We start from the raw sequence: 21,189 nt of genomic DNA, 5'->3' as shown, positions 1-21,189 counted from the left end.
CAAGGTCATGCAGACGCGAGTAGAAAGTGGTTAAACCTCCCCACTCGTTGAGGAAACTAATTGAATGGAAACTAATCGCACTTTTAGACTGGGATTCACATACTCGTCTCCCCACTCGTTGGGGAAACTAATTGAATGGAAACGTGATTGATTCCTTGCTGATTAGAGTTGCGTACATATCGTTACTCCCCACTCGCTGGGGAAACTAATTGAATGGAAACCATACGATCGACGGGGTGAGGATTAGGGGGTTCGGATCTCCCCACTCGTTGGGGAAACTAATGGAATAGAAAAGCCTGGATAGCCTATAAGGTGGCAGTCCGGGTTTTTCTGTCTTCACTCGTTGACGGCAATTAAACGATGACGCTAGAGAGTTTGCGATGGGTGCAACTAAATCAGGAAAATCTGTTGGTGGTTACAGAGCCCAAGGAGCGCGACAGATGAGGTGGCAGGGTCGGGGTCAGCTTGGACGTAGTACACTTTTTTAGACTGCACTACGGTGGCTCGGTGGATAACACACTAAAGTTGTGGGATTTGACAACTGGTACAGAACTTAAAACCTTGACGGGTCACACTGCCTACATCAATGCGATCGCAATTACCGGCGACGGCAATAGGGCTATTTCTGCGGATTTAGAAAGTGGGGAGGCGATCGCTAGTTTCAGCCTTATTTTGCTGCATCGTTACGTCGGATGGAGTAACAATCGTAGCCAGCGACGCATCCGATCGCGTATATTTCCTACGACTACCAGGGATAGAGCCACTAACATAAGTTTCTTACACAATCATCGGCAAGGCGTAATTTGAAGAGTTTCAGCATCTAAAAGTTGATGCGATCGCATATTATGAAAAGTCATCAAAAGTCATGAAAAGTCATAGCCGATCGCCCCTGATTAATCCCCGGTAGCTGGTGCGGAATTGCGCTTATTTTGACTTTTAAGTTCGATCGCCCCCAACTCCCCGGCAAATCTCGGACTGGGTTCGATCGAGATTATTCCCCATCCAAAATCTAAAATCCGTCACTTTGTCTGCAAAACGGGCGATCGGCTTGATCCGGTAACTCAATCACCCATCGTTATGCCCGGTTTGCCCGTGGATAAACCGTACTTTAGGCTGATTTTCCTTGACTTATTGTGATTTTCTTGGTTTACGTTGACTTTCCTTGATTTATTGTGGTTTTCTTGGTTTACGTTGACTTTTCTTGGTTTACGTTGATTTTCTTGATTTACGTTGATTTTCTTGATTTACGTTGATTTTTCTTGACTGATAGACCCATCGGCAACTATCGCGCACAGATTTTGAGCAGTTTGCTAAAGATTTTGAGCAGTTTGCTAAAGTTGTAAAAGTTAGATTTTGTTGTGTTTGGTTATAGTTTAAGCAAATATTCAGACTTTTGAGTCGGCTTAAGCCATGGTAAATGCCAAGTGTTGGGCAGCAAAAAACGGGAGAACTCGATCGCCCAAGCACCGCAGCAAATACAGCAATTGAGCACCTAGCAAACACTAACGGACTCTAGCAGTGATGTTTATCGTACCGATCGTCTCGACAATTACGGCTCAGGTTTCTCAGCCAAACAATCAAGCTATTAATGCCCAGGTAGTTAGCGTCGGCGATGGCGACACGCTCACGATCCGCAACGCTAACGGGCAAAACATAACCGTGAGGTTAGCTTGCATTGACACGCCTGAAAGAAATCAACCGGGAGGACAAGAGGCAGCCGATCGCCTTAGTGCGCTTCTTCCCAGAGGTGCATCAGTTAAAGTTCTACCAGTGGACAAAGACCAGTACGGGCGCACGGTTGGAGTCGTGTTCAGTGACAGAAATATTAATTTGCAGTTGCTACAAGAAGGGCAAGCCTGGGTCTACGAGGAGTACATCAGCAACTGTCGCACCAGCGCTCAACAATTGCGGCAAGCTCAGAGTTCGGCTCAACAGCAACGGCTTGGACTATGGAGCCAGAATAGTCCTTGCCCCCCTTGGAACTTTAGAAAAAATCAGTGTGCAGTAAAACCCGCTGCTGCACAAAAACCTGCACCAATTCCACAAAGACCTGCACCAGCTCAACAAACTAATTGTGACCCAAGTTACCCCGACGTGTGCATCCCACCTGCACCACCGGATTTAAATTGTGGCGACATTCCTCATCGCCGCTTTCGCGTACTACCGCCAGATCCTCACAGATTCGATCGCGACAAAGATGGTATAGGTTGCGAAAGGTAAAGGAAACCTGCCATTTTGAGTACAGTGAGGATAGGCGGGAAACTGTTAGATATTGATGAAACGGTAGCAGTTCTTCGGTGAACAAGGATAGGCTCCTTACCTAGAACATATTTATTACCAGATTATTTTTTGGCAAATGGTATTAGTGTGTTCTCTTGATGCCGTATCCTGATTCTTGCCATTTTTTCTAATAGGCTAGATTTAATTGTCACACTAAAATAAATACTACCCAGAGACAAAGGGCATGACGCGAGAGGAAGCACTGCAACGAATTGAGCGAGTTAGCAATAAAAAATTGATGCACCTGGATTTGTCGTGGCTGAAGCTGAAAGAATTGCCACCGGAAATTGTCAACTGTACGCATCTGACACGGCTTTTCCTCGGTGACAATCAGATTACCTGCATCCCAGAAACGATCGGGCAACTCCCCAATCTGACTGAGCTTCACCTCAGTGACAATCAAATTACCCAAATCCCAGAGGTGCTCGGACAATGGTCGAGTTTGAAACAGCTTTTTGTCCCTAGAAATCAGATTACTTCTATCCCAGAGGCGCTCGGACAACTGTCCAATCTGACAGTCCTTTACCTCAGTGACAATCAGATTACTTCCATTCCAGAGGCGCTCGGGCAACTGTCGAATCTGATATTCCTTGGCATCAGTGACAATCAGATTACTTCTATCCCAGAGGCGCTTGGGCAACTGTCGAATCTGAGAGGGCTTAACCTCAGTGGCAATCAAATTACCTCCATCCCAGAGGTGATTCGTGACATGGAAAAACTGGAAAAACTCGACTTGCGGGGAAATCCGCTCCCGATTCCTCCCGAAATCCTCCAAGGCGAAAGATTCCACGAGCCAGGCGATTTGCGTACCATTCTCGACTTCTACTTCCAAACCCACAATCCCAACAATACCTAAGAATTCAACGAAGCCAACTTTTGATTGTGGGGAAGAGGTCAATCGCCCTGACTTTTTCCTGACTTTACACTAAGCAGGCTAGTGATTAAGATTGAAGCAAATACAAAAAGGGTGGCTATGTTCGATCGCACTCAATGGTTTTTGGTCGGTATGTCGATCGCACTTTCGGTTCAGTTAAGTCAGCCAGTGGCAGCAACCGTACCCGTTGGTAAGGCTGTACAAATAGCACAAACTAACAGTAAGGAGGCTGCCCAGAAAGTATATGAAGAAGCCGAGAAACTCTACGAACAAGGAACAGTGGAAGCTTTAAGAGGTGCGATCGTCAAATATGAAGAAGCATTAAAACTGTATCGAAAAGCGGGCAATCGCAGTCGAGAAGCCCTCACCCTCCACAACATAGGTGGAGCCTATTTAGATTTGGGAGAACACCAAAAAGCGCTAGAGTATTACAGCCAGTCCCTTCCCCTGAAACGAACCCTTAATGATCGCGGTGGGGAAGCTACCACCCTCTACAACATCGGCGGAATCTACTTAAATTTGGGAGAAAAACAAAAAGCGCTAGATTATTACAACCAGTCCCTGTCGCTGTTTCGGGCAGTAGGCAGTCCTCACTGGGAAGCCGTTGCTCTTAACAGCATTGGCTTAGTTTACTCAGATTTGGGAGAAAAACAGAAAGCGCTAGAATATTACAGCCAATCGCTTCTCCTGAAACGGGCAATCAAGGATCAGCGTGGTGAAGCCACCATCCTGAACAACATCGGCAGAGTCTACTCAGATTTGGGAGAGAAACAGAAAGCGCTAGACTATTACAACCAGTCCCTTCCCTTGAGACGGGCAGTAGACGATCGCGGTGGAGAAGCTGTTACCCTTTCCAGCATGGCTTTTGTCAAACGCTCGCTAGGCAATTTTACCGAAGCTCTCACTGATATTGAAGCCTCTCTCAAATTAATTGAAAATCTCCGCAGTAAAATAGCCACCCCAGAAAGTCGCAGCTCATACCTTGCCACAACACAGGACTACTACGAATTTTACATCGACCTGTTAATGCAACTGCACCAAGCTAATCCTAACGCTGGTTATGATGTCAAAGCATCAGAAGCCAGGAAACGCGCTGTCAATCCCTAGAGAGCAACGCATAGCGAGAAATAAGATAGCACTGCAAAAAAACAGGCAACCCACAGCAAAATCAGCAATTAAGAATCGAGCAAATACTACACAAAATCTAGTAACTGATGTTCATCGTACCGATCGCCCCAACAATTACTGCTCAGGTTTCTCAGATAACAAACACTCAAATTAATGCCCAAGTAGTCAGCGTCAGCGACGGCGACACCCTCACGATTCGCAGCAGCAACGGTCAAAATATAACAGTAAGGTTAGCTTGCATTGACACGCCTGAAAGAAATCAAGAAGGTGGAAAAGAGGCATCTAATCGCCTTAACGCACTACTTCCAAAAGGTACATCAATCAAAGTTCAACCTGTATATAAAAACCTATATGGAGACAAAATATTGGTAGTTTTGGTAGTTTTCGGTAATAAAAATATTAATTTACAATTGGTGAAAGAAGGGCAAGCATGGGTCTATGAACATTACATTGGTATTGGTAGATGTATCAATATAGCTCAAGAATTGCGTCAAGCTCAGACTACCGCCCAACAGCAGCGAATAGGACTATGGAGTAAAAATAATCCTTGTCCACCTTGGAACTATAGAAAAAATCAGTGTAAATAAAGGCATTGCTTAATCAGGGTATGAAAAAAATAAGTTGAAAATATCCCTAAGCTTTGTCGATACTGGTTTCTATGACTTGCATATTTAGCCCTTCATACCCTAAATCAGCAACGCCCTTTACCTTTCGCTTCAAATCAATTCTACAGTTTCACGCTTGCATCGCCCACTGTCTCGGGCTATACCTGTGCTGACATAAGACATCCTTTGCTAATCTCAAAGTTAGTTCTTTACCGCAATTGCTCATGGGTAGCCAATCTACAGCCAAAACTATCTTTCTGGTCGCCTCTATGGTGGGCTGGCTTATCGTTGGTGCATCTTTGATGTATCTTTTTCCGGTCGTCGCAGATTGGTTAATATCCTCCGATCGCACCCATCTATGGATGCAGACCCTCAGCCGTAGCGGTTACAATCCTATGCTGGCTTGGGTAGGAGGAGGCATCACTCTGGTTATTACCGTGTCGGGGTATATCCTCTGGCATCAGAGGTTTGAAGGCAAGATTTAGAGCGATGGTCACAGATCGATTTGGGAGCGATCGAGTTCTGAGTTCAAAGAAGTGTGGGAGGCTTTTGCGGTGAGGCGTAAAAAAAGCCTGCCAAGACGACTATCAGAATTTTAGATATTTATGAGTGCTGGTTTGATATACAGTGCTTACTTTTTGGACAACAGCGAGTGCTATATTTCTAACAGTTTTTGCTGATGTCAAACATTATACTCTGATGTATCTGAAGTGGCAACCGCTAGTAAATTCTCAGTGATTTAGTCTTGAAGTTTCTGCTAGATGACCCTTAGCTCTTAATAAGGGCATGGTAGTGGTTTGGAAAACTTAACTTTTATTTACAATATGCTTTCTATCCTATCTACTTTATGTCAAGCGTCTTCTCATTTGCGAGAGCGCTTGATTCAACCCCTCGCTGTGAATCCAGCCTACGAAGCCACCGTAAATCATTTTGCCATCGCGATCGGCTAAAAAAATGTGGTCAACGCCGAGGGGGTTTTTCCAAGTCCTAACCGCTGTTCCATCCCTAAGTCTGATAATCGGATTGGAACTGTTAAAATCCCTGTGGTGTGCTGGTGTCATTCCTGGGACAGCTTCTAAAATGGCGCGAGCCTCCCTAGTAACATCTGAAATGTTTGCAGCGCTGGCTGCTGAAGGGCCACATCCATCTGTCACTGTTTGCTTGAGCCTTTCTTTGATATCGCCATCAAACAAGGATAATTGCTCAATCTCATCTAAAAGTTTCCCGTGTGGCTCCGATAAGCGCCTTTGGCAATAAATTGCTGTTAGCAAGTCCTCTAACCCTACTTTGGTCAGAGCATCTGCAATCAATCCCGTCAAACCTAGTACGGCAATACCTCCGAGCATTCCTGCCGGGCCACCTAGAAATGCTAGAGCTGCTGTGATTGCAGCCGCTCCTGTTAAACCTGTCGCAGCCATCGTTACTACCAGGATGATACCTGGTAAACCCAAGGCAGCTACTTTCTTGACGACTTCATCCATTTTACCAACCTTCGGTGTTGCTTTCTTTCTTTTATCAACCAGTTGCCAGCACAAAAAACCTGCTAGCGCAACAAGTTATTTATTATATCCTGACCTTGCCGTAGCAGTTTCGAGTTGTAGATGGAAAGATTAGATTATCCTGATGAATCTGTAGCGGTTTCAACCCCTAGGCTGGAGAATATAACAAAGCTGACAAAGTACCAGAAAAGCAACGAATTAAACTAACGAAACTACCTATGACAATTGGCAAACTTGAACTTATCATCAAAATTAACGAACTTCCTACCAACGTAGAGACTAACAAAGACAACTGGAAAACCTTTGAGCTTGACTGTGACGGTCGGGTAGTGTCCGTTACTGTTAAGCCAAAAATATGGAAGAAGCTTGAGGATGCTGCTGCCAACTATCCCATGTGGGTGGCTGCTATCGGTGGCAAGATGGGTGAATCAACCTCTAACGGCTTTGTGCTATCAGACCCAAATATCCAAGTCTTTGAGAAAAAACCGAAGGAACCTAAACCTGAAGCAGAGCAGTGAGAGAAGTTTGAGTAGCAATTGTGCAGAAACTTGCGAACAGAGCTGAAAGCCTTGTTTAGCAAGAATTTCAGCTAAATCAGCAAGCCAATTTGAGGTAAATGGCTTGCAGCGCTGATCTAACCCACATTCCGCACCCTTCACTGTCACACTACGAATTTTCGGAGTTTGGCTAAATTGAATTGGCGAGCGCAAGTCCAATTTCCCACTTGTGTGTATAAAAAATGACCAGTCGGGTTCACAAAATTCCGCAAAAACCGATTGTGACAGTGAAGGGTGCGGAATGTGGGATCAAGAGTGCTGAGGATCGAAATATCTATTATTCGCCAATGGACTTGTTGGCGCTGACTGTGATGGAATATTATGCTGTCTATGGGTTAGAGTTTTGAGCTATGTCAGGAAATACTGGAAACTCTCACAGCTATTGAGTCGTAGCTGTTTCAGCCGTCTGTGTTAGAAGAGCAGATGAAACGGTTTATGCTGTTATTGGATTTAAAGCGGCGATGTTTGGTAAGCTTTGACAGTGGTTTGGCGTTGAAAACGATTAATCAGGGTTTGCCTGTTGTACCGTTTTGGAGCGATCGCATTCATCAACGCTTGCGAGAGAATCTCAGTAGTTTTGGACAACAGATGAGTTGAGTGCTAATGCTTCAAGCTAGTGAAAGTGTTTCTGAGTAATGATGATCGTCTCTTGAGATGAAGGTAAGTGCTGCGATCAAAAGTTGGCACTAAATTTGGAAACCAGCTAAATCTTGCGGAATAAAGCAGAAAAGGTATTTAATCTGAGGACTTTGTGCTAATTTTGGTAAGACAGGGGTGATTTGATGAGCAACTTTAGCAAAGAGACAGACGCACGGATTAATATTGATGATCTTCTCCGCCAAGCAGGATGGAATCCGGCTGATAAATCTCAGGTAATGACTGAGGTTTCGGCTCAAATGGCAGATGGTGGGAGAGGTAGAGCCGATTATCTACTGCTTGATCAAAGGGGTCGTCCCTTGGCAGTCGTTGAAGCTAAGAAACGGGCTATTGAGCCTTATGTCGCTAAAAATCAAGCACTTCCCTACGCCCAAAAGTTGCAAGCACCGTTTATTTTTCTCAGTAATGGTGAACTAATTTATTTCTGGGACTATCAAAACGATGATGCCCGGATTGTTAATTCTTTTTTCTCACGGCGGGATTTAGAGCGATTAGTGGAAATGCGCTCAACTCGTCAACCCCTTGCTACTGTTGAAATTCCTGAATATTACACTCGACAGGGAGAAACTCGCTTCGTCCGCCCTTATCAAAAGCAAACTATGCAAGCTATGGATCATGCCGTTGAATTGGGCAAACGGCGATTTTTACTCGAATTGCCTACAGGAACAGGTAAAACAGATTTAATTTGCTTGCAACTAAAACGTCTAATTCAATCGGGATATGCTGAAAAAATCCTGTTTTTAGTAGATAGAGAACAATTAGCAAAACAGGCATTAGAAGCAATTCAAGATGTTTTAAATCAGTATGGTAGCTACTGGCTCAAACCAAGTGTAATCCGTCAAGAGCAGCAAATTACAGTTTGCCTGCTCCAAACCATGATTAGCCGTTATCAGGAGTTTACTAGCGGCTATTTTGATGTGGTTGTAGCTGATGAATGTCATCGTTCAATTTATGGGGTTTGGCAAACGGCACTTACTCATTTTGATGCCTTCCATATTGGATTAACTGCCACACCAGCAGCCTATATTGAACGTAATACTTTTGATTTTTACAACTGCCGCAATGAGCAGCCAGATTTTACTTACTCTATTCAAACAGCATTTGAACAAAAGTATCTTGTTCCCTATCGGTTCGCTACTGGCATCACTGAAATTATTGCCGAAGGCGCTGAAGTTGATGATGTTTATTATGACCCAGCCGCCTTTGAACGCAAATGGACGAATGAGGCGAGTAACCGCCTAATGATGGATGAATTTGATAGACTGGCTTGGGAGAATTACCAAGAATTAGCACCAGGACAAAAGATTGGACCTGGTAAATCAATAGTATTTGCTTTGACAAAAAATCATGCAGCACGGTTAACCAGATATCTGAACGAGTTACATCCAGAATGTAAGGGGCGTTACGCTGAAGTAATTACCAGTGATGTTGCTAATGCTGATGACTTAATTCGCCAGTTCAAATATGAGGATTATCCACAAGTTGCGGTCAGTGTTGATATGCTAAATACTGGCTTTGACTGTCGAGAAGTTTTGCATTTAGTGATGTGTCGCACTGTGCGAAGTCCGATTCTTTATCAGCAGATTCGTGGACGGGGGACAAGAACTGCGCCACATATTGATAAACAGAAATTTGTGATTTATGATTTTTTCGGAAATCACGAATATTTTAATGATAGTGATACTGATATTTATGCTGAAACTGGTAGAGGTCACGTATCAAATAAAAGCAAACCCCAACAATCCCGTTCGCGTTCAGAATTAATTGAATTAGGACTAAGGGATAGATGGCAGCAATATGTCAGTTATGTAGAAGTAGGTACAGAAGGGGAACGGGTTGATAAGCGGGATTATCTCACTAACTGGGAGCAAACTATTCAATCTGCTGTAACTAATGATCCAACACTCCAGAAAATACGGGATGGAGAATTGTTGACAGAAACAGAAGAAACGGAACTCGTGCGGCGTTTGAATACACCCCGATATTACTTTAATGAAGAAAACTTGCGGCGAGCTTACCGCAATTATAATGGCAGTTTGATTGATTTTATTCGGGCTGCATTGGGAATATTAAAGCTGAAAAGCCAGGAAGAATTACTAGAAGAAAACTTTAGAGCTTGGTTAGTTTCTCACTCTTTCGCACCTGCCCAAGCTCAGTATCTCTCATTATTAAAAAATCGGGGTATTGCCAAAGGACAGATAACCATAGATGATCTATTCTTGCCACCCCTTTCAGTTCTCAATGCTGCTGGTTTAGGTATAGAACTGTTTGGTGAGCAGGGATTACGGGATGTTTTTGATGAATTAAACCGTTCTGTGTTCGCGGTGGATGCTACAGGTACAGAGGGCTAAAAACAACATGGATCAAGAAATTCGTTGCAAACTCAAACATATTACTGATACTTTATGGGCTGGTGGGGTAACAAATCCTGTCACCTACATTGAGCAGATTTCTTATCTGATATACCTGAAGTTGTTGGATGAAGAAGAAGCAAATCGGGAATTACGCGCCCGTCTTACAGGTAGTAATAGTAATAATGCTAAATTACTATTTCCTCAGCAAGCAGAACGTTATCGCTGGTCGAAATGGCGTTTCAAAAGTGGTACTGAACTGCGGGATTTTCTGCGGGATGAAGTTTTCCCCTATATGGCAAATTCTTTGGTGAAAGATGAGCCAAAAGTGGCAGAATATTTCCGCGATGCGGTTTTAGAAATTAATGATCCCAATGTTCTCAAGTTGGTAGTTGATGAACTCGATACTTTAGAATTATTGAAAATGGGTCAGGATGTCAAAGGTGATATTTTTGAGTATTTATTAACCCATTTAGGTCAATCTGCGCTTAATGGTCAATTCCGTACTCCCCGACAAATACGGGCGTTTATGGTGGAAATGGTTGATCCTGATTTGGGGGATACTATTTGCGATTTGGCTTGTGGAACGGCAGGATTTTTAATTGATAGTATTGAATATATATTAGCTAAATATAGTGAAAATCCGATAGAAGTACCGATTTATGGTGAAGATTGGCTAGAAAAAAAAGGATTAAGTTTAGCAGAAGCAAAACAACAAATTCCCAATCTTCAAACTTATCGCAAGGGAAATGGGGATAGATTACCTGACTGGAAACTTTTGGAAGAGTCAATTTATGGCTTTGATGTTTCCCGGCAAATGATGCGAATTTCGATGATGAATTTGGTACTGCATGGAATTCGCAACGCCAAATTAAAAGTAGCAAATGTTTTGTCAGATATGGGAGGACTGACAGAAGATGATTTGCGTCGTCGCTATAAAGTAATGTTTGATAATCCTCCTTTTGCGGGAACGTTACCGAAAGATTCTATTCGTGGGGATTTACCGACAAATTCCAAAAAAAGTGAATTGCTGTTTTTAGCTGCAATCATGAAATCTTTGGTAGCGGGTGGAATGTGTGCGGTGGTTGTGCCAGAAGGGTTACTGTTTGGTTCTACGGGCGCTCATGTGGATTTGCGGAAAAAATTGGTGACAGAATACGATGTATTAGCGGTAGTTTCTTTACCTGCGGGGGTGTTTAAGCCATATACGGGGGTGAAAACGGCGGTGTTGGTAATTCGCAATCCTTTGGAGTCTGCGGTACGTCAGGTGAATCAAGTTTGGTTCTATGAAGTAAAAAATGATGGTTACGATCCTGATAAGATTTCTGGGGGTGGTAGGCCAGAAACGCCAGAACTTAATGATATTCCTAATTTATTAAAGCAGTGGAAGGTTTATCGGGAATCGGGTTTTATGCAGCCTCCAGGTTTTGAAAAAGGGGAGTTGTTAAAGTCTGGAAGTGATGAACCCCAATGTTGGTGGGCATCTTTGGAGACTATTGCTGAAAATGATTATAATTTAGCGGCTGGGCGTTATAAGCCACGGGTAACTGAGGTTGTTTCTGATGATGATCCGGTTGATTTGATTCGAGAAGTGTTGGAAATTGAAAAAGGTATTGCATCCAGTTTAGAAAAGCTGCTTCGTGATGTGGAGGCAGTTTCATGAAGTGGCCTATTGTACCCATATCCGATTTTTGTAAAACAGGAAGCGGTGGAACTCCATTAAGATCCAAATCTGATAGATATTATGGAGGTCACATTCCTTGGATAAAATCAGGGGAATTAAAAAAAGACGTAATTACTGAGACAGAGGAATATATCACTGATGCAGCTTTAGTTGAAAGTAGTGCCAAACTTATTCCATCTGGAGCAATTTTAGTTGCTATGTACGGAGCAACTGTTGGTCAAACCTCAATTTTAGGTGTTGAAGCTACAACTAATCAGGCTATATGCCATATTTTACCTAATCCACAAATAGCTATTCCTCAATTTTTATGGTATGTGTTACGTTCTAAATTATCAGAACTTTTATCTCGAAGATTTGGGGGCGCACAACCAAACATTAGTCAACAAATTATTAAAAGTACACAAATTTCTCTTCCTCCACTGTCTGAACAACGCCGAATAGTCGAGATTCTAGATCAAGCTGATGCACTGCGAAGAATGCGGGTTGAGGCTGATGCAAAAGCAGAGCGAATTTTGTCTGCGCTATTCATCAAAATGTTTGGTGATCCGGCAACTTGGACAGATGCTAATACTAAACCTCTAGGAAGTTTAGTAAATATTCAGAGTGGGGGAACACCCTCGAAAAAAAATCCAGATTATTGGGATGGTGATATTCCTTGGGTATCTGCCAAAGATATGAAACAAGATATTATTTTTGATTCTATTGATCATATCTCTCAAAAAGCGATAGAAGAAACGAATATAAAATATGTAGAACCTGGTGCAATCTTAATTGTAGTTAGAGGTATGATTCTGGCGCATACTATTCCTATTGCATTAGCAGCTACTAGATTAACAATTAATCAAGATATGAAAGCACTTTATCCTAGTTGTAATGATATTGATTCAACATATCTACACGCTGCCTTAAAAGCATCTAGCCGTAAAATATTATCCCAAGTGGGTACAGCAGGACATGGCACAAGAAAATTTGATACCGATGAATTACTAAATCTGCCAATTTTAATTTCCTCTCCGGAACAGTTGAAGAAATTCCAGATAGCAGTTACAAAGTGTAGAGCAAGTTTAGCTGGTATTAGTAGAACAAAAGAAAAACTAGAAACATTATTAAATGTTCTTCTCCAACGTGCTTTTTCTGGTGAACTTACAGCCAAATGGCGAGAAGCGCATATAAAAGAACTGCTTGCAGAAATGGAAGAACAAGCAAAAATCCTCTCAGCTAAGACCAGCTAGAAATATTAACAATTTATACTATGATACAAACTATGACTAACAATGCCCTAACTGCTATCCGACTAGGTAATTTCAAAGCTTTTGCTGAACTCCAGCGCGTTCCGATCCGACCGTTGACTCTTATTTACGGTCCCAACAGTGCCGGCAAATCCAGTATTATTCACAGTCTTTTGCTGGCAAGTCACGGCATTGAAACCGGAGAGTTAGATGTTTACCGCACTAATATAGGCGGTGAGGCGGTTGATTTAGGTGGCTTTGGGCAATATGTTTATAAACATGATCGACGACAGTGTGTAGAGTGGGCAGTAGAATTAGACAGAAAACACCTACAAGTGAGCGAGCCACTTTCCCATATCCTAAAGTCAGTGCATCTGTTGACAGTCGGAATTACTATCGGGACAGGATTCACCAGTGATCAGCTAACTCTTTTTGGGGATTTTGATCGGGAGATAGACAAAAATCAACAGGTGCGGGTGGAATCTTTTTCACTTGAGGCAGATGGGCAAAAAGTGCTTATTATGAGTCTGCGCCAAGATGGTATATTGAGACTCGATAGTCTTGACTACACACACCCCCTAATTAAACACTTTTTTGATGCAATTCCACTCACAATCTCCCCTGAGTCTGAGCCTCTAATTAAACAGGTAATATATGATTTAGTTCCCAATATTACAGCTAAAGTTTCTTGCCTACTTCCAGAAGGCATATTAGTTAATGGGAAGCCAGTAGAAATTGTCTCAGATTACTCGTCTTTACTGAGCGAGCAGCCTCTTGCCGAGCAGATACGTTTTTCGCTACCTCACCTCTTGCAAGATTTGATTAGAGGAATAAAAGAGGGCGTAGAACGCGAAATGATACGTTTACGATATTTGGGACCATTTCGGTCTTATCCACCGCGTCACTTTGCTTCTAATCGGCAACAGGATGCAAACTGGAACGCAGGTGGTGGGCGTGCCTGGGATATTCTTCTCTCCAACCCTCTGATACTCCAGAAAGTTAACGATTGGTTAGGGGATAACAAGATGAAAACCCATTATCAATTTGCAGTGCGAAATTTATTGCCTAGCTCTCAAATTGCTGGTAATTTGTCACGATTTTTAGAAAAAGGTTATCACGACCTAACAGCCAAATTAATGCTTTATGTGTCTGGATTTGGCAATAATATTCAGCAAGAACTAGAGCGGCTAACTACTGAATTGGAGAGTGAATGGGGAGATATTGGTACAGGGTCTTATAATGTAGATAATCTAATTGTTGAAATTCGTGAACTTGTTTCAACGCTTACCGATGTTGACGAAGATTCTGAGAAATGGAGTGAAGAAATTACAGAAAGCAGCACCGAGAAGTTTCCTGATTTGGTGCTTTTAGACACCCGGATACAAATACCAGTTAGTCACCGCGATGTAGGAATTGGCATTAGTCAGATAATTCCTATTCTCGTTTATTGTTATAGCTTTTCTAATGCTTTAATAGCCATAGAACAGCCTGAAATTCACCTACATCCAAAGCTTCAAGCTGAACTTGGAGATGTCTTGATTGAGTCAGCTTTGGGAGCAAACAAAAATACATTAATTGTGGAAACCCATAGTGAAAATTTGCTTCTTCGCATTATGCGGAGGATGCGGGAAACTTTTAATGAAGAACTACCCCAAGGAATTCCACCAATAACACCTGAAGATATTTCTGTACTTTATATAGAGCCTCTTAGAAAACAGAGTATAGTGCGAGAAATACCCTTAAATGAATGTGGTGAACTTCTGGAGCTATGGCCAGACGGTTTTTTTGAAGAGAGATTAAAGGAGATATTTCCCTAACTATGCTTTCTGAATACTCGCTAGGTTCATGTATTTTTGACATTGATTGTTATGTTGGCGATGATAAAGAGCGCCGCCAGTTATGCTATTCAAAATTGAAAGAACTCAAAGAAATCATTTTAGAAGAAGAAGCCCTAGTTCGTGATTTAAGAGATGGGGCATGGAGTAAGTACATTCTCAATCTTCACAAACAGAAACATCTAAATATACATCAAAATACCAAATATATAATAGAAAGGCTTAGATTGCGAAAAATTCAAGCAGCTCAAGCTACAAAATTACCATCTAGTCATGATGAGTGGTGTCAAGAAGCTATTGATTCTCATAGAAATGAGCCTTTAAATGCTATTCTAACTTCTCAGAAAACAGCAATAAATTTTCCTAATGTAGCAGAAGTTTGTTCTATTGAAGAACTAACTATTGCAAGATGGTTGCAAACCCATAGTTGTTCTGTTCGTCTCAAAAGAAATATTCAAGAATATCTAAAGTATTTGGAAGTGGTTCTAAATCAAGCTAGAATGATTAAATTTATTGACCCATATTTCGATCCAGATCCAGTAACAGGAAAAAGTTACAGAGATTTTCATCATCTTATCAACGCAGCAAGAAAAGACATAAAAGCAGCTAAAAAAAATATTGAAATTCACTTAGTTAAGAAATTTTCAGAAGCAGATGCAAAACAACAATTTCAAACTCTTTCTCCTGCTTTAAAGAACGCACATCTAACTGCTCAAGTTTTTTTCTGGGATGATTTTCATGATCGTTATCTGATTACAGATATCATTGGTATTAGCCTTAATAATGGTTTTAACACAGACAATACACTGACTACATGGACAAAATTAAGCAAGTCAGATCGGAATAATATAAATGACGAGTTTAAACCAGACTCTTCGCGTAAAAAATCTTTAGTAGGTAATCACCTATTGTGTTATGAGCTCAGTTTGCCGTTAAGCTAGTTTTTGATATACAGCTAATTCTGCAAATTTTGCCCGACAGCGATCGCATCTCCCATGCTCCCACAGTGCAGGTATCTTGAATCGTGCTTCACACTGGGGACACTTAGCTAAAAGCTTAAGCTGATGGCGATCGCACTTCCAAACAGACTTAAACTGCCACTCAATCCGATGACAAGGCGACTGGGCATAACAAGCACCACATACCCGAATCGGTTCGCACTTCATTCCCTCCCCCATTGGCGGCAGCATTTCCCATAACCCCTCAACCTCAACCCCTACCTCCTCCGCCAAAGCCTCAAATTCCTGCTGAGTAGGATAAGGATTGAAATGAAAGCGTTCCCAACGTACCACTACAGCCCCAATTTTCGCTATCTGACCTAAACTACTAGGCGTTAAGTGGTTGCATTTCCTAAACCGCCCTAAAAAATGACTTAAACTTTCTCCTGGCAAAGGCGCGATCGCAAATAGCCAAAGCTGAATTTCACTATAAGTCATGCGTACTCCCTAGCCATTCTCTACAAAATAATCTTTTCAACCTTCTTAAACCCTCTGGATAAAGACTTAATTGCCGTCTCCCTTAAAATCTCATCCAAGCAGCAAATCTGGGGGTAACAACCAGGCCCAAGCCCAGAGTACGCGGGACGTGATGGGACAAGATCAACTGCGAGAATTGGCGATCGTCCTGGTAGCACGGATACGCAAAAACGCTTCTATCGACTGGAATCTCAAAGAAAGCGTCCGAGCGAGAATGAAGGTGATGGTTAAACGTCTATTGAGACAATATGGCTATCCGCCCGATATACAAGCTCTTGCGATCGAGTTGATGTTAGAGCAGGCAAAGGTTTTCACCGAGTTTGAAGTAGAGACAAATCGTTCCTAATATTACGCAGGACAACCGAAACTCCAGTAGCGAAGCTGTAACATAGAGATAAGGATGGTATAGGTTGCGAAGGGTAAAGGAAACCCGCCATTTAGAGTACAGTGAGGATAGACGGGAAAGCTGTTATATTCTGATGAAGCTGTAGCTAGTTTTAAGCCCGGGGTCAAGATATGTACCTATCCTGATGTAGTGGGGGGAGTTCTATGGGTCTAGATGGGGATACTCCAATTTCTGATGGAGCGGTAGCGCTTTCAAGTTATAGATGGGAAAATTTTTAATTACCTCTCTCGAACATATTTAGCGCTGATTAAAATTTTGGAAACGGCATTACTGTGCTCTCCTGCGGTCGTCTCCTAATTTTTGCTGCCTTTCTCTAAACCAAAATTACTGTCACAATAATAAAAAGGAATACTACTGAGAGACAAAGGACATGACGCCAGAGGAAGCAGTGCGACGAATTGAGCGAGCGATTGATGAAAAATGGACAAAATTGGATTTGTCGGATTTAGGGTTGGAAGAAGTGCCACCAGGAATTGGCAAGTGCACGCATCTAGAATGGCTTAACTTCTGTGCAAATCAGATTAGCGAAATCCCAGAGGCAATTGGGCAACTGTCTAATCTGATAGGGCTTAACCTCCTGAACAATCAGATTACCTCTGTTCCAAAAGCTCTCGGACAACTGTCCAATCTGGAAGAGCTTAAACTCAGTAGAAATCAGATGACTTCTATTCCAGAAGTTATTGGGCAACTGTCCAATCTGACAATGCTTAGCCTCACTGGCAATCAGATTACTTTCATCCCAAAAGCGCTTGGGCAACTCTCCAATCTGATAGAGCTTAAACTCAATTTAAATCAGATTACTTCCATTCCAGAGGCGCTCGGACAACTGTCCAATCTGACAAAGCTTAACCTCGGGAACAATCAGATTACCTCCATCCCAAAAACGCTCACGCAACTGTCCAATCTGAAAGAGCTTAACCTCAGTTACAATCAAATTACCTCCATCCCAGAAGAGCTCAAACAACTGTCGAATCTGACAGAGCTTTGGGTCAGTGGAAATCAGATTACCTCCATCCCAGAAGCGCTCAGACAACTGCCGAAGCTGAAAATATATGAATAGGCTGACGAAGCTGTAACAGTTTCCAGCTCTAAATGGGGAAATTTGATATCCTGACGGAGCTGTCCCACTTCCAAGCCTTGGCTTCAAAAATACTAATATTCTGAAGCCTTTATAGCGGCTGCCCGAGTAACCCTTACGCACCAGACCTCAGCATCGAACTCGGTCTGGTAGGGTGTGTGAAGCACAAGTACAACCTTGTACCAATGCACGGTATTAGATATCGCGATGCACTCTCCAACTACTGGCACACGCCCAAATTGAAGTTTTTTTGCGTTTTCTTTTTCATATTCGCCGGGTCGCGGACGTGTAAAAACACTCTCATTAGGAATAATGACTCCTTTAGTAACATGATTTCAAACCCTATCAGGGATTGAAACCAAGCAGGAATGTCCAGCTCTCGTTTTGGCATGAATTTACGCGCAAACAACCTAAACTCGTATCAGAGATGGAAACTCCTTCGTTACTTACTGCGTTACTGCAAACCGCCACCAAAAACCTAAAGCCCTATCAGAGATTGAAACTTGACTGACTTTGATTTGGTTTGATTCCTGCTTTTTGACCAAAAAGAGCGGCTGGTATTCTGTTCGCTGGTGGCAAGTACGATCACACTTGGCGAGAATTGCCAAAACCAAAATCCCTCAATTACTCGAAAGTTGGGGGATTTGTCTTGGCTCAAAACATCCCATCAAGCATTTCAGTAACGTCTCCTTGGTCACGACCCCGATTGTCATCGTAAATCATCAAGGTGTCTAGCTTCCTGTGCCTGCTATGTTTCTGAACCTTCCGCGTATCCCCGTCTGTTGCGTCCAGCGTTGCGACCGGGGTCAGACTCAAGAGGAATAGGAAGTGGCGCAAGAATCGATCGCCTGCACCTACCTCACACAGATTAAACACGTTTGAGAAGAGTAAACGGGCGATCATCCGCTAAAATCCATAATCGGGAATGTTTGTCTGATAGCTGGTGGCTACTGAATAGGGGTAAAATGAGCAACCGAACAGAAAGTTACGCTAAGAAATTGATTGTGCCGTTTTGAATATTGCGATCGCCTCTTATAAACCTGTACCAATTGATCTGTCTGAAATTTAAAAGCCTCAAAGCCTTACTGTGCCGTCAACAAAAGCTGTACCAAACAAACTATGCTCTAATTGGTACAGTTTAAATTTCAACTCTTCAAGTTTTTGAGAGACAAAAAGAGTGATTCCCAGAATGCTTATCCAGTAAAACTTTCAGCCTTAGCGTAAGTTTCTGTACGACTGCTCATTTACCCCCGAATATGAGTGATTACCCCCCAAGGGTTACAGGAAATGTTACCGTTTTCTGGTGTAGGGATGAAGTTAGAGCCGATTCGGTTGTGTAGGGCTTGTTATGCCCAGTCCCTTGTCACCGGATAGAGTGGCAGTTTAAGACAGCAACGGAATGCGATCGGCATGGGTTGAGGTTGCTCTCTGAGTGTTTTAACTGTGGGGCGAGGTCTGAGATTCTGGCTTTGTGGGTGGATGGGTGATGTCAGAGGTGTTTTATGAGTTTTGCAGAGGCGAATAAATACCAAAAGAAACTATTGATATAAAATTTGAAAATATTTTTACTTTCATAATAAAATTATGCCCCACGATAATAACGTATAAGAGGCGGATAATTCTCATCTTTGGGAGTCATAAACCTAGTGATAATATTTATCTCAGGAGAACTAGGTGGAAAATATTCTTTATCAATGATAATAAACTGCGTTGTAGCAAGTGAATTTTCAGCAAGATTATATAAATAATTATAAAAAGATGTAAAAATATTTTGATTAACATCTTCTCCTATATTTTTCATGGGAGTATCTATAATTAAAAAATTTGGTAGGGGCAAATTATTTTCTGAAGCTGTTTTGTGTAATGCTAATGCGTAACAAACATTAAATAAAGACTTTTTACCGCCACTCCCAGCATTCTTAAAACTCCACTTAAGAGCTTCGTCACCAGCAGGTAAAATATATGGAATCCATGTTTTTCGGTTAATCTTAACTTCATAATTATCTTCTACCCCTGGTATACCTACTGCTAGTAAAGCTTCTAAAAAGTTATTTTCTAAACAAGCTATATTTTGATCGGCATTGTTCAAATTACTCTGCTCTTCTTGTATTTGTTGTTGTAGTTGCTTTTCTTCAACTCTCAATTGAGCAATTGCTCTCTCTGTTTCATTAATAGTTTCTGTTATTCCTGTGATTTTTTCTAAACCACGTAATCTTTCTTCACAAGTGGCAATGAGTCTTTCTATTTCTCTAAAATGAGCTAGAAAAGCAGAATCATAGTGATTAAGCTCCTCTGTAAGTTGTGCATCTAAACGATTTTTTTCTTGCTCGATATACCTAACGATCTCTTTTTGCTGCTCAGCGCTTTTTATGTGTCTATTTATAGATCCCTCAAGTTCATTTATTCGAGAAATTAGATCCCGTCTAACAATCTCAGACTGATTTATCGATTGGTTATCTACTGGATCTGGGTGCTTACCACACAGGTAACATAAGTTGTTAGAAGAGTCTGGATCATTGGTTGGTGTTCTACAAGCAGGGCAGAATTCAAAAAATATTCCATGTAAAATTGATGAAGCAGATTCAGTTTGGGCTAATTTAAACTTTGCGGAAACTAGCTCGGCTTTCAAAGATGTTTCCTCTTCAATCCTCTCTCTTAAATCAACTAATACTTGTTTGTCATTATCCAGTTGTTCATTAAGCTGACGAAGCTGTTCTCTTAGCCGATCAGCGAAATGAGTTTCTATTCTATACTGCTCTCGAACTCTTGCTTGTTCTGAACGAGCTAAATCTAATTCTCCTCTCACACTGTCTATTTCTTTTGTAACTTCTGTTTCAGAATTATAATTAAGTTTTTTAAGAAATTCTTTGATCTGTATAATAGCTTCACTCTTTCCTGATAATTGTTTCTGAATTTCTGCCAATTTTGTCTCTAGATTATTGAGTATTTCATTATAGTAGCCCATCACAAAACGCATAACATCACAGCTTTTTAGTTTACGAAAGCTATCTTCCATTCTATAAAAAGAAGAGTCCAAATTATCTTGATCAAGATAGCAATACCACATTATATCTCTGAAGCTTAACCGTACTAAAGGAGATTGGCTCTCTGTTTTACTTTTACGGACTTTGAGTGGATTTAAACCAAGAAAATAGAATATTAAGTCACTGAAGTTATAAATGTTATTACCCCAAATAGCTTGTTCAGTAGGTTGGAGCGGAGCTAAGACACTAGCATTAACATTATTGTTATCTTTCCAAGTCACCTGAATTTGATTGGATTTCTTTGCTTCTCGTTCAAACAGTACATCATATTCATTAATACTAGCAGCAAGTCCTACGGAAACTAATTCACTAGCAATTGCAGGAGTAGTTTCAAGACTACCCCCTAAACAGAAATCAATCAGTCGGACTATGGAAGATTTACCTGCTGATATTTGTCCGTGAAAAAATGATATTTGATGTGAAAAAAAAATCACTTCCTTTGAAAGTTTACATTGGAGTGTTAGTGTTAAAAGTCTAATTTTCATAA

At 41.7% G+C, this 21,189-nt stretch carries 20 protein-coding genes; 16 read left to right on the top strand and 4 right to left on the bottom strand.

Annotated elements, in window-relative coordinates; genetic code table 11:
* The first annotated feature begins 507 nt into the window (after positions 1-507).
* On the top strand, positions 508-807 hold the full coding sequence (locus QUA20_RS02825; protein WP_333185209.1) for a hypothetical protein: 300 nt from the start codon (positions 508-510) through the stop codon (positions 805-807).
* A 129-nt stretch (positions 808-936) separates the two neighbouring features.
* Here QUA20_RS02825 and QUA20_RS02820 read toward each other — a convergent pair whose 3' ends face one another.
* Positions 937-1,065, bottom strand: coding sequence for a hypothetical protein (locus QUA20_RS02820; protein ID WP_333185207.1), 129 nt, complete (start codon positions 1,063-1,065; stop codon positions 937-939).
* Between the two features lie 456 nt (positions 1,066-1,521).
* Here QUA20_RS02820 and QUA20_RS02815 point away from each other — a divergent pair, with 456 nt between their 5' ends.
* The 5 genes from QUA20_RS02815 to QUA20_RS02795 all read left to right on the top strand — a co-directional run bounded on the left by QUA20_RS02815 (position 1,522) and on the right by QUA20_RS02795 (position 5,372).
* On the top strand, positions 1,522-2,220 hold the full coding sequence (locus QUA20_RS02815) for a thermonuclease family protein (protein ID WP_333185206.1): 699 nt from the start codon (positions 1,522-1,524) through the stop codon (positions 2,218-2,220).
* Between the two features lie 244 nt (positions 2,221-2,464).
* Positions 2,465-3,136 carry a leucine-rich repeat domain-containing protein gene (locus QUA20_RS02810; RefSeq protein WP_333185204.1) on the top strand — a complete coding sequence of 224 codons (672 nt, stop codon included), beginning with the start codon at positions 2,465-2,467 and terminating at the stop codon, positions 3,134-3,136.
* Between the two features lie 81 nt (positions 3,137-3,217).
* A complete protein-coding gene (locus tag QUA20_RS02805) occupies positions 3,218-4,261 on the top strand; it encodes a tetratricopeptide repeat protein (protein ID WP_333185203.1) in 1,044 nt (347 codons plus the stop codon).
* Between the two features lie 107 nt (positions 4,262-4,368).
* Positions 4,369-4,869 (top strand): thermonuclease family protein, encoded by a 501-nt coding sequence (locus tag QUA20_RS02800; RefSeq protein WP_333185201.1) that lies wholly within the window; start codon positions 4,369-4,371, stop codon positions 4,867-4,869.
* Positions 4,870-5,156: 287 nt separating this feature from the next.
* Positions 5,157-5,372, top strand: coding sequence for a hypothetical protein (locus QUA20_RS02795; protein ID WP_333178684.1), 216 nt, complete (start codon positions 5,157-5,159; stop codon positions 5,370-5,372).
* A gap of 360 nt (positions 5,373-5,732) precedes the next feature.
* Here the strand turns inward: QUA20_RS02795 and QUA20_RS02790 are convergent, their stop codons facing one another.
* The gene (locus QUA20_RS02790) at positions 5,733-6,368 is read right to left on the bottom strand and encodes a hypothetical protein (protein ID WP_333185199.1); all 636 of its coding nucleotides are present in this window, start codon (positions 6,366-6,368) and stop codon (positions 5,733-5,735) included.
* A gap of 236 nt (positions 6,369-6,604) precedes the next feature.
* Here QUA20_RS02790 and QUA20_RS02785 point away from each other — a divergent pair, with 236 nt between their 5' ends.
* The 8 genes from QUA20_RS02785 (at position 6,605) to QUA20_RS02750 (ending at position 15,640) form a co-directional block, all read left to right on the top strand.
* On the top strand, positions 6,605-6,904 hold the full coding sequence (locus tag QUA20_RS02785) for a hypothetical protein (protein WP_333185197.1): 300 nt from the start codon (positions 6,605-6,607) through the stop codon (positions 6,902-6,904).
* A 221-nt stretch (positions 6,905-7,125) separates the two neighbouring features.
* Positions 7,126-7,290, top strand: a complete 165-nt coding sequence (locus QUA20_RS02780) for a hypothetical protein (RefSeq protein WP_333185195.1) — start codon at positions 7,126-7,128, stop codon at positions 7,288-7,290.
* 76 nt (positions 7,291-7,366) lie between these two features.
* Positions 7,367-7,540, top strand: a complete 174-nt coding sequence (locus QUA20_RS02775) for a hypothetical protein (protein ID WP_333185193.1) — start codon at positions 7,367-7,369, stop codon at positions 7,538-7,540.
* Between the two features lie 185 nt (positions 7,541-7,725).
* The gene (locus tag QUA20_RS02770; protein ID WP_333185249.1) at positions 7,726-9,951 is read left to right on the top strand and encodes a DEAD/DEAH box helicase family protein; all 2,226 of its coding nucleotides are present in this window, start codon (positions 7,726-7,728) and stop codon (positions 9,949-9,951) included.
* Positions 9,952-9,958: 7 nt separating this feature from the next.
* Positions 9,959-11,614 carry a class I SAM-dependent DNA methyltransferase gene (locus tag QUA20_RS02765; protein WP_333185192.1) on the top strand — a complete coding sequence of 552 codons (1,656 nt, stop codon included), beginning with the start codon at positions 9,959-9,961 and terminating at the stop codon, positions 11,612-11,614.
* Entirely contained in the window at positions 11,611-12,867 is a 1,257-nt protein-coding gene (locus tag QUA20_RS02760; protein ID WP_333185190.1) for a restriction endonuclease subunit S, read from the top strand. Before QUA20_RS02765 ends, QUA20_RS02760 begins: the two co-directional genes overlap by 4 nt.
* Positions 12,868-12,899: 32 nt before the next feature.
* The gene (locus QUA20_RS02755) at positions 12,900-14,681 is read left to right on the top strand and encodes a DUF3696 domain-containing protein (protein ID WP_333185188.1); all 1,782 of its coding nucleotides are present in this window, start codon (positions 12,900-12,902) and stop codon (positions 14,679-14,681) included.
* Between the two features lie 2 nt (positions 14,682-14,683).
* Positions 14,684-15,640 carry a hypothetical protein gene (locus QUA20_RS02750; RefSeq protein WP_333185186.1) on the top strand — a complete coding sequence of 319 codons (957 nt, stop codon included), beginning with the start codon at positions 14,684-14,686 and terminating at the stop codon, positions 15,638-15,640.
* On the opposite strand, the gene QUA20_RS02745 is transcribed toward QUA20_RS02750, so the two are convergent.
* A complete protein-coding gene (locus QUA20_RS02745) occupies positions 15,632-16,135 on the bottom strand; it encodes a TniQ family protein (protein WP_333185184.1) in 504 nt (167 codons plus the stop codon). The two genes, QUA20_RS02750 and QUA20_RS02745, sit on opposite strands and share 9 nt — an antisense overlap.
* A 70-nt stretch (positions 16,136-16,205) precedes the next feature.
* Between QUA20_RS02745 and QUA20_RS02740 the strand changes: the two genes are divergently transcribed.
* Both QUA20_RS02740 and QUA20_RS02735 read left to right on the top strand, forming a co-directional pair.
* Positions 16,206-16,520, top strand: a complete 315-nt coding sequence (locus tag QUA20_RS02740) for a type I restriction enzyme endonuclease domain-containing protein (protein ID WP_333185183.1) — start codon at positions 16,206-16,208, stop codon at positions 16,518-16,520.
* A 430-nt stretch (positions 16,521-16,950) separates the two neighbouring features.
* Positions 16,951-17,640, top strand: coding sequence for a leucine-rich repeat domain-containing protein (locus QUA20_RS02735; RefSeq protein ID WP_333185181.1), 690 nt, complete (start codon positions 16,951-16,953; stop codon positions 17,638-17,640).
* 1,600 nt (positions 17,641-19,240) lie between these two features.
* Here the strand turns inward: QUA20_RS02735 and QUA20_RS02730 are convergent.
* Entirely contained in the window at positions 19,241-21,187 is a 1,947-nt protein-coding gene (locus tag QUA20_RS02730; protein ID WP_333185179.1) for an AAA family ATPase, read from the bottom strand.
* Positions 21,188-21,189 lie beyond the last annotated feature (2 nt).

It is taken from the genome of Microcoleus sp. Pol7_A1, assembly GCF_036701085.1.
Lineage (GTDB): Bacteria > Cyanobacteriota > Cyanobacteriia > Cyanobacteriales > Microcoleaceae > Microcoleus > Microcoleus asticus.
The sequence above is the reverse complement of the archived record's forward strand: the minus strand, read 5'-3'. Positions and strand labels throughout refer to the sequence as shown.